This window comes from Mycobacterium sp. E342 (assembly GCF_001667665.1).
Taxonomy (GTDB): Bacteria; Actinomycetota; Actinomycetes; order Mycobacteriales; family Mycobacteriaceae; genus Mycobacterium.
This window is the reverse complement of sequence record NZ_LZJM01000123.1, coordinates 1-8,162: the sequence shown is the minus strand read 5'-3', so window position 1 is coordinate 8,162 and position 8,162 is coordinate 1. Positions and strand designations below refer to the sequence as shown.

Here is an 8,162-nt window from a genome sequence, read left to right as displayed (position 1 = left end):
CGGCGTCATTCCAATTCGGGACCACCTGGGTGACACCGGGCGCGGACCCGCTCGGCGCCGGGGGGTAGGTCCTGGCCGCAGAGCGGATCCAGTCGGGGATCGCGATGTTGGTGCCGTTCGGATACGAATCGTTGCAACAGGATTTGTAGGCGTACACACCAAGGATCAGCCGCATGTTTCGGCTGCCGACCTTGCCCAGCGCGTCGTCGATCGCGCTGAAGTCGAACTTGCGGTCGTCGGGCGCGTCGGGCGGCAGCGTGCGCGGGTCGACGGGCTGCAACTGCCGCCACGAGACCCGCAGGCTGGCGTCGTAAGACGCGGGCCAGGCGGCGTACCGCTGCTGAGCGGGATTGCCTTGCGGGAAAAGCGGATTCAAGCCTTCCTCGTATTGGCCGCGCAGCGGGTTGGGGATCTCTTGCGCGCTGGGCGGGATGGCCGGGCTGACCATCGCGGACAGCGGACCGGGATCGCTCTTGCCACCGCATCCGCTCAGCAACACCGCCGCGCACATCACAGCGGCCAGCGCGCTTTTCCTCGTCTTCACGGTTGCTTCTCCCAACACACACCGATGCACACTGAAGTGGCCCCATACTGCCTGGGTTATCTGGTGCGCGTATCCGACGCGGGGCTGGTCACGAATTGGCGTAGCGCAGCCTAGCACGCACCACCCGCCCCTCCCCCGGTCCGCCGCAGGCCGGCCCGACCCCGCAAGCGGCGCCCGTGAGGCGCGTCACAATGTGGGCGGGCCTGTCACGCTCGAGGAGCCCGCGGTGTCTCAAGGGCATCAGGCCCGTGAGAACAGGAGACAGCAAATGACCGAGGTGATCGCCCAGAAAACTCATGTCGTCGTGGTCGGAGGCGGATACGCCGGAACCCTGGCCGCAAACCGGCTCCGGCAGCGTCCCGACGTCGATGTCACCCTGGTGAACCCGCGCCCCGTCTTCGTGGAGCGAATCCGGCTGCACCAGTTGGTCGCCGACACCGGCCCCGCGACCGCCGACTACGCGACCCTGCTCGCCGACGGGATCCGGTTGGTCGTCGACACCGTCGACCGCATCGAGGCCACCGACCGGCGCATCCTGCTGTCCTCGGGCCGCGAGCTCGGCTACGACTACCTCATCTACGCGGTCGGCAGCACCGGCGCCGCTGCCGTTGCGGTGCCCGGGTTCGCCGACTTCGCGTACCCGATCGCCGACCTGGAAAGCGCGCAGCGGTTGCGCTACGCGCTGGCCGACTTGCCGCTGGACGCGCCGGTGATCGTCGTCGGCGGCGGGCTGACCGGCATCGAGACGGCTGCCGAGCTGGCCGAACGGGGCCGCCAGGTGACCCTGGTGTGCGGCGCCGCGCTCGGCCCTTCGCTGAGCAGGCGCGGCCGGCGTTCCGTCGCCAAGCGCCTGCGCGGCTTCGGGGTCAACGTGCTGGAATCGGCGACCGTGACCGAGGTGCGATGGGACGCGGTGGTGCTCGGCGACGGGGCCGTGCTGCCGAGCGCGGCGACGGTCTGGACCGCCGGATTCGCCGTGCCGGACCTGGCCGCGCGCAGCGGCCTGAGCAGCGACTCGCTGGGCCGGCTGCTCACCGACGAGACGCTGACCAGCGTCGACAACCCCTACGTCGTCGCGGCGGGCGACGCGGCCGCGCCGTCGGGCCAACCCTTGCGGATGAGCTGCCAGGCTGCCGGTCCGCTGGGTGCGCAGGCCGCCGACACCGTGCTCGGCCGCATCGACGGAACCGCTCCGGCCCGACTCAATCAGGCGTTCGTCGGCCAGTGCATCAGCCTGGGCCGCACCTACGGCACGCTGCAGTTGGCCCACACCGACGACACTCCGGTGAACCTGGCGATCGGCGGCCGGACCGCCGCGTCGATCAAGGAGGCCATCTGCAAGGGCACGCTGTGGGCCATCCGGCGCGAGGCCGCCAAGCCCGGCTCGTACCGCTGGCTCAAGGGCGGCAAGCGGCCCGCGCAGGCGTCCGCCGAGGTCGCGCTGCGATGACGCGCGCGCCCGCCGGCAACGAGCACGCCGATCGGTTCACCGTGCTGCGGCCGCTGCTGTTCACCATCGCCTACGAGATGCTCGGCTCGGCCACCGAGGCCGACGACGTCCTGCAGGACAGCTACCTGCGGTGGGCGGCGGTCGACCTGTCGACGGTGCGTGACACCAAGTCCTACCTGGCGGCGCTGGTGACCCGGCAGGCACTCAACGCGTTGCGCGCCGACGCGCGCCGGCGCGAGGAGTACGTGGGGCCGTGGCTGCCGGAGCCGCTGCTGCTCGACGAGCAGGATGCCTCGACGGATGTCGTTCTGGCGGAATCCATTTCGATGGCGATGCTGGTCCTGCTGGAAACGCTGAGCCCGGACGAGCGGGCGGTGTTCGTGTTGCGCGAGGTGTTCGGCTTCGACTACGGCGAGATCGCCGAGGCGGTGGGCAAACCGGCGCCCACGGTGCGCCAGGTGGCGCACCGGGCGCGCGAACACGTACGGGCCCGGCGGAAGAGGTTCGAGGCGACGGACCCGCAGCGCAACGCGCGGCTCACCGCCCAGTTCCTCCAGACGGCCGCCAGCGGTGACGTCCAGACGCTGATGACGATGCTCGCCCCCGACGCCACCTGGACGGCCGACAGCGGCGGCAAGGTGTCCGCGGCGCGCCGGCCGGTGGTGGGCGCCGACCGGGTGGCCAGGGCCATCGTCGGCCTGATCCGCAAGGCGAGCGAGTTCGCGGAGTTCCGCATCCAGATGGTGACATGTAACAGCGCCCCGGCGGTGCTGCTCTACCTGGGTGATCATCTCGAGGGGGTGATCACGCTGGAGATCGCCGAAGACAAGATCACGAACTTCTACGTGACGCGCAATCCGGACAAGCTGGCGGCGCTGGCGACCGCGCGCGACGTCAGCCGCGGCTAGGCGGGCGCTCTTCTGTCAAGCTAGGGCGGTGCGTATCGACCGGCTCGGTGACCTGGGCGCCGCCCCCGCGGTGCTGCGCGCCGTGGGGGACGCCACCGCCCGGCTCGGTCTGCCGCCGCCGGCCGCGCTGACCGGCGAATGGTTCGGCGCGCTGGCGGTCATCGCGCCGAGCGTGCCGGTGCGGCCGGTCGATGCGGACGCCGCGTTCGCGGTCCAGCCGGGCCCGCAGTCGCTCGACTCGGAGGCCGTGGGTGGCGGCTGGATCGGTTACCTTTCCTATCCCGACCCCGGCGCCGGCGGCGAGCCGAATCGGATCCCCGCGGCCGCGGGCGGCTGGACCGACTGCGTGCTGCGGTGCGACCGGGACGGCCGGTGGTGGTACGAAAGCCTGTCCGGGGCGCCGATGCCGGACTGGCTGGCCGACGCCCTGGCAACGGGTCCGCCGGCAGCGCGCGACTGCCGCATCGACTGGGCCCCGGCCGATCGGGCGGCCCACCGCGACGGCGTGCTGAACTGCCTGGAGGCCATCCGCGCCGGCGAGGTCTACCAGGCGTGCGTGTGCACGCAGTTCGCCGGGACGGTCAGTGGCGCCCCCCTGGACTTCTTCGCCGACGGCATCGCCCGCACTTCCCCGGCGCGCGCCGCCTACCTCGCGGGGTCATGGGGCGCGGTGGCGTCGTTGTCCCCGGAGCTCTTCCTGCGGCGGCGCGGGACGCTGGTGACGTCCAGCCCGATCAAGGGCACCCTGCCGCTGGATGCCTGGCCGTCGGCGCTGCGGGCGTCGGCCAAGGAGGTGGCCGAGAACATCATGATCGTGGACCTGGTGCGCAACGACCTCGGCCGGGTGGCGATCGTGGGCACCGTCACCGTGCCCGAGTTGCTGGTGGTGCGGCGCGCGCCGGGCGTGTGGCACCTGGTGTCCACCGTGTCGGCGCGGGTCCCGGTCGATCTGCCGACGTCTGCGCTGCTGGACGCCGCCTTCCCGCCCGCCTCGGTCACCGGAACACCCAAACACCGTGCGCGCCAACTGCTCTCGCAATGGGAGCCGCATCGTCGAGGAATCTATTGCGGCACAATCGGTTTGGCGTCACCCGTCGCGGGGTGCGAACTGAACGTGGCCATCCGCACCGTGGAGTTCGACGCCGGGGCCGGCGCGGTCCTGGGTGTCGGCGGAGGGATCACCGCCGACTCCGATCCCGCCGCGGAATGGAACGAATGCCTGCTCAAGGCGTCCCCGATCGTCGGGCAGCCGCGGATCGCGGCCGCGTTCTCGGCGGGCTGACCCTCACGTCTGGCGCGACCGCAGGACGGCATCGTAAAGCTGGCGCGAGCGGACCCCCGGATTGGCGGCGGCCACCTCACCGCAGGCGTCCTTGACGCGCGCGCCGCCGGCGACCAGCTCCTGCACCTGCCCGACCAGCGCGGGCAGGTCGGCGCGCGGGGTGGCGCCGGCCAGCACCACGGTGATCTCGCCGAGCACCCCGTCGTCGGCCCACGCCGCCAGCTCGTCAAGCGATCCGCGCACCACCTCCTCGTGCACCTTGGTCAGTTCCCGGCAGATCGCGGCCCGGCGGGTGCCGCCGAGCCGGTCGACGGCGTCCTGCAGACACCCGGCCAGCCGGCGCGGCGATTCGAAGAACACGCAGGTGCGCCGTTCGTCGGCCAGCGAGTCCAGCCAGGCCCGCCGCGCGGCCTTCTTGCGGGGGGCGAATCCCTCGAAGCAGAACTTCTCCGCCGGCAGGCCGGACAGGGCCAGCGCCGTCATCACCGCCGACGGGCCGGGCAGACACGTCAGCGCGACGCCGGCGTCCACGCACGCCGCGACCAGCCGGAAGCCGGGGTCGCTGATCAGCGGCATCCCGGCATCGCTGACCACCAGCACCGTCGCGCCGGCCTTGACGGCGGCGATCAGGGGCTCCACCCGGGCCGCCTCGACCCGGTCGAACAGGCTGACCACCCGGCCGGTGATCGTGACGTCCAGGGCCTTCGCCAGCGTCCGCACCCGGCGGGTGTCCTCGGCCGCCACCACGTCGGCGCGGGCGAGGGCGTCGATCAGGCGGGGCGAGGCGTCCGACGGCTGGCCCAACGGGGTCGCGCCCAGCAACAGGCGGCCAGTGGTCATGACGGACAGCCTACGATCGACACCGATGTCCGCCCCGCCCCGCGAAACCCCGGTCGTCGGCCAGGAGCGCGTCGTGCCCGTCGTCAGCCCGGGGCCGATGGTTCCGGTGGCCGATTTCGGGCCGACCGATCAGATCCGCGGCTGGGTCGTGACGGGCGTGATCGCCGTGCTGGCGGCGATCACCCGGTTCCTCAACCTGGGTTCGCCGACCGATGCCGGCACGCCCATCTTCGACGAGAAGCATTACGCCCCGCAGGCCTGGCAGGCGCTGCACAACCACGGGGTCGAGGACAACCCCGGGTTCGGCCTGGTGGTCCATCCGCCGGTCGGCAAGCAGCTGATGGCGATCGGTGAGGCCGTCTTCGGCTACACCGGCGTGGGCTGGCGATTCACCGGCGCGCTGCTCGGCGTGGTGCTGGTCGTGCTGGTGATGCGGATCGTCCGGCGGATCAGCCGCTCGACGCTGGTCGGCGCCATCGCCGGTGTGCTGGTGATCTGCGACGGCGTCAGCTTCGTCACCGCCCGCACCGCCTTGCTCGACGGCATCCTCACCTTCTTCGTGGTCGCGGCGTTCGGCGCGCTGATCGTCGACCGGGACGAGGTGCGCCGGCGCATGCACGTCGCGCTGCTCGAGGGCCGTGCCGCCGAGACGCTGTGGGGCCCGCGGCTGGGGGTGCGCTGGTGGCGGTTTTCCGCGGGAATCCTGCTCGGATTGGCTTGCGGGACAAAGTGGTCCGGCGTGTATTTCGTGCTGTTCTTCGGCGCGATGTCGTTGGCGTTCGACGTCGCGGCGCGGCGCCAGTACCAGGTGACCCGGCCGTGGGCGGGGATGTTGGGCCGGGATCTGATCCCCACCGTCTACGCGCTGGTGCTCATCCCGTTCGCCGTGTACCTGGCCAGCTACGCACCGTGGTTCGCGTCCGAGACGGCGATCGATCGGCATGAGGTCCGCCAGTCGATCGGCCCGCATTCGGTGGTCCCGCTCCCCGACGCCATCCGCTCGTTATGGCACTACACCGCCAAGGCTTTTCAGTTCCACAAGAGCCTGACCAACGCCGCGGGCAACCACCACCCGTGGGAGTCCAAGCCGTGGAGCTGGCCGATGTCGTTGCGGCCGGTGCTGTACGCGATCGATCAGCAGAACGTCTCCGGGTGCGGCGGGCAGTCGTGCGTCAAGGCGGAGATGCTGGTGGGCACCCCGGCCATGTGGTGGCTGGCCGTGCCGGTCCTGCTCTATGCCTGCTGGCGCGCCTTCGTCCGCCGCGACTGGCGTTATGCCGTTGTGCTGACCGGGTATTGCGCCGGGTGGCTGCCCTGGTTCGCCGACATCGACCGGCAGATGTACTTCTTCTACGCGGCGACGATGGCGCCGTTCCTGGCGATGGGGATCGCCCTGATATGTGGGGACATCCTCTACCCGCCCGGCCGGACCCGCGGTCTGAGCTCAGAACGACGCACGCTGGGGCTGATCGCCGTCTGTTGTTACGTCGCGTTGGTGGTGACCAATTTCGCCTGGCTGTTCCCGGTACTCACCGGGCTGCCGATTTCGCAGCAGACGTGGGACATGGAGATCTGGCTGCCCAGCTGGCGCTAGCCGTTCCTGCCGTGCGACGCCGAGATCGACGCTAGTGCGCGGTTTACTCGCACTTCTTCGCGCCAACGTCAATCTCGACGCCTAAAGCGGATCGCGGGCGACCGGACAGGACATGCAGCGGGGGCCGCCGCGGCCGGTGCCCAGTTCGGACCCCGCGATGGTCAGCACCTCGATGCCCGCGTCAAGTAGGCGGGCGTTGGTCTGGGCGTTCCGCTCGTAGGCGACGACGACCCCCGGCGCCAACGCCAGGGTGTTGTTGCCGTCGTCCCACTGCTCGCGCTCGGCGATGACGGGGTCCAACCCCGTGTCGATCACCCGCAGCCGGTCGATCTCCATCGCCTTGGCGGCGGCCTCCAGAAAGGGCGCCTCATCGCTGATCGCCACGCCGTCCGGCGTGCGCTCGATGGTGAACGCCGACAGCGTGTCCACGACGTTGGCGTACATCACCACGGTGTCGGTGTCGACCATGGTGCACACCGTGTCCAGGTGCATCTGCGCACGCCGCTGCGCGATCGGCACGGCGAGCACCTTGTGGGCGAGGTCGTCGTCGAAAAGGCTGCGGGCCAACGCTTCCGCACCCGCCGGGGTGGTGCGTTCGCCGACGCCGACCGCGACCACGCCGGGAGCGAGCAGCAGCACGTCGCCGCCCTCGACCGGGGCGGTGCGCGACTCGTAGGCGCGCCGCACCCCGGTGAATCGCGGGTGATGCGCGTAGATCAGATCGGTCAGCGACGCCTCGCGGATCCGGGCGCGCAGCGCCAGCGTGGGGATGACCACCCGCGGGCCGATCCATATCGACGAGTCGCGGGTGAACACCAGGTTGGGCAGCGGCTCGATGACGAAGTCCGCCCCGTGGTGCATGCGCAGTACCAGCGACACGTCGGTCCGGATGTCCGAGGGCAGTTCGTTGAACGTCATGCCGGCCATCAGCACCTGAGCCAGCCTGCCCGCGTCCAGCCCGCGCAGGTAGCCCGAAAGCGCTTGTGCCAGCGGAACTCCGAGCCGCCGCGCGTCGACCGCGGCGGCGACGCCCTGCATCCGCGCCGCCCCGCTGTGGGTCAGCGCCTCGGCCAGCAGGTCCGACAACAGCAGCACCTCGACGCCCCGTGACCGCAGCAGCGCGGCGAACCGGTCATGTTCGTCCTGCGCGCGGGCGACCCAGGGCAACCCGTCGAAGAGCAACTGATCCATGTTGCGCGGATTCAGCCGCCGCAGCTCGCCGCCGGGCCGGTGCAGGATCACGACCCGCAGCGTGCCCACCTCGGAATTGGTGCCCAGCTCAACCACACCCACAAGGAAAACGGTAGCCGCTCGGACGGCCGGTCCCGCCGTCATCGAACGGGTGTGCGATAGACTGGCCGCCGTGGAGATCGCGGTACAAGGCTCCCTGTTCGCACACACCGAGCGCAGAGAACTCGGTGACGGCGCCTTCATCGAGATCCGCGCGGGCTGGCTCACCGATGCCGACGACCTGCTCGACGGCCTGCTGTCGGGCGTGCCCTGGCGGGAGGAGCGCCGCCAGATGTACGACCGGGTGGTCGACG

The 8,162-nt window shown here is 71.0% G+C and carries 6 protein-coding genes and 2 pseudogenes; 5 read left to right on the top strand and 3 right to left on the bottom strand.

All coding sequences use genetic code 11. The annotated features are described in order from the left end of the window. Positions 1-511, bottom strand: a pseudogene (locus tag A5692_RS07765) (hypothetical protein); the annotation flags it as partial. A 301-nt stretch (positions 512-812) separates the two neighbouring features. Between A5692_RS07765 and A5692_RS07760 the strand changes: the two are divergent. The 3 genes from A5692_RS07760 to A5692_RS07750 are packed head-to-tail and all read left to right on the top strand — an operon-like array spanning position 813 to position 4,184. After that, positions 813-1,994 (top strand): NAD(P)/FAD-dependent oxidoreductase, encoded by a 1,182-nt coding sequence (locus A5692_RS07760; protein ID WP_068054251.1) that lies wholly within the window; start codon positions 813-815, stop codon positions 1,992-1,994. Beyond that, entirely contained in the window at positions 1,991-2,902 is a 912-nt protein-coding gene (locus A5692_RS07755) for an RNA polymerase sigma-70 factor (protein WP_068054249.1), read from the top strand. Before A5692_RS07760 ends, A5692_RS07755 begins: the two co-directional genes overlap by 4 nt. A 28-nt stretch (positions 2,903-2,930) precedes the next feature. Next, complete coding sequence (locus A5692_RS07750) at positions 2,931-4,184, top strand: aminodeoxychorismate synthase component I (protein WP_068054247.1); 1,254 nt, start codon at positions 2,931-2,933, stop codon at positions 4,182-4,184. Positions 4,185-4,187: 3 nt separating this feature from the next. Here the strand turns inward: A5692_RS07750 and rsmI are convergent, their stop codons facing one another. Further along, on the bottom strand, positions 4,188-5,024 hold the full coding sequence (gene rsmI / locus A5692_RS07745; RefSeq protein WP_068054244.1) for a 16S rRNA (cytidine(1402)-2'-O)-methyltransferase: 837 nt from the start codon (positions 5,022-5,024) through the stop codon (positions 4,188-4,190). 25 nt (positions 5,025-5,049) lie between these two features. Here rsmI and A5692_RS07740 point away from each other — a divergent pair, with 25 nt between their 5' ends. Beyond that, positions 5,050-6,618 carry a dolichyl-phosphate-mannose--protein mannosyltransferase gene (locus A5692_RS07740; RefSeq protein ID WP_068054241.1) on the top strand — a complete coding sequence of 523 codons (1,569 nt, stop codon included), beginning with the start codon at positions 5,050-5,052 and terminating at the stop codon, positions 6,616-6,618. An 81-nt stretch (positions 6,619-6,699) separates the two neighbouring features. Here A5692_RS07740 and arcA read toward each other — a convergent pair whose 3' ends face one another. After that, positions 6,700-7,953 (bottom strand): arginine deiminase, encoded by a 1,254-nt coding sequence (gene arcA / locus A5692_RS07735; protein ID WP_369830277.1) that lies wholly within the window; start codon positions 7,951-7,953, stop codon positions 6,700-6,702. 28 nt (positions 7,954-7,981) lie between these two features. Here arcA and A5692_RS07730 point away from each other — a divergent pair. Next, positions 7,982-8,162 (top strand): annotated as a pseudogene (locus A5692_RS07730) (alpha-ketoglutarate-dependent dioxygenase AlkB); the annotation flags it as partial.

Excerpts from the sequence above, each read along its gene's own strand:
- A5692_RS07760 (WP_068054251.1), top strand. The coding sequence starts at position 813 with ATGACCGAGGTGATCGCCCAGAAAACTCATGTCGTCGTGGTCGGAGGC.
- A5692_RS07755 (WP_068054249.1), top strand. The coding sequence starts at position 1,991 with ATGACGCGCGCGCCCGCCGGCAACGAGCACGCCGATCGGTTCACCGTG.
- rsmI (WP_068054244.1), bottom strand. The coding sequence starts at position 5,024 with ATGACCACTGGCCGCCTGTTGCTGGGCGCGACCCCGTTGGGCCAGCCG.
- A5692_RS07740 (WP_068054241.1), top strand. The coding sequence starts at position 5,050 with ATGTCCGCCCCGCCCCGCGAAACCCCGGTCGTCGGCCAGGAGCGCGTC.
- arcA (WP_369830277.1), bottom strand. The coding sequence starts at position 7,953 with ATGACGGCGGGACCGGCCGTCCGAGCGGCTACCGTTTTCCTTGTGGGT.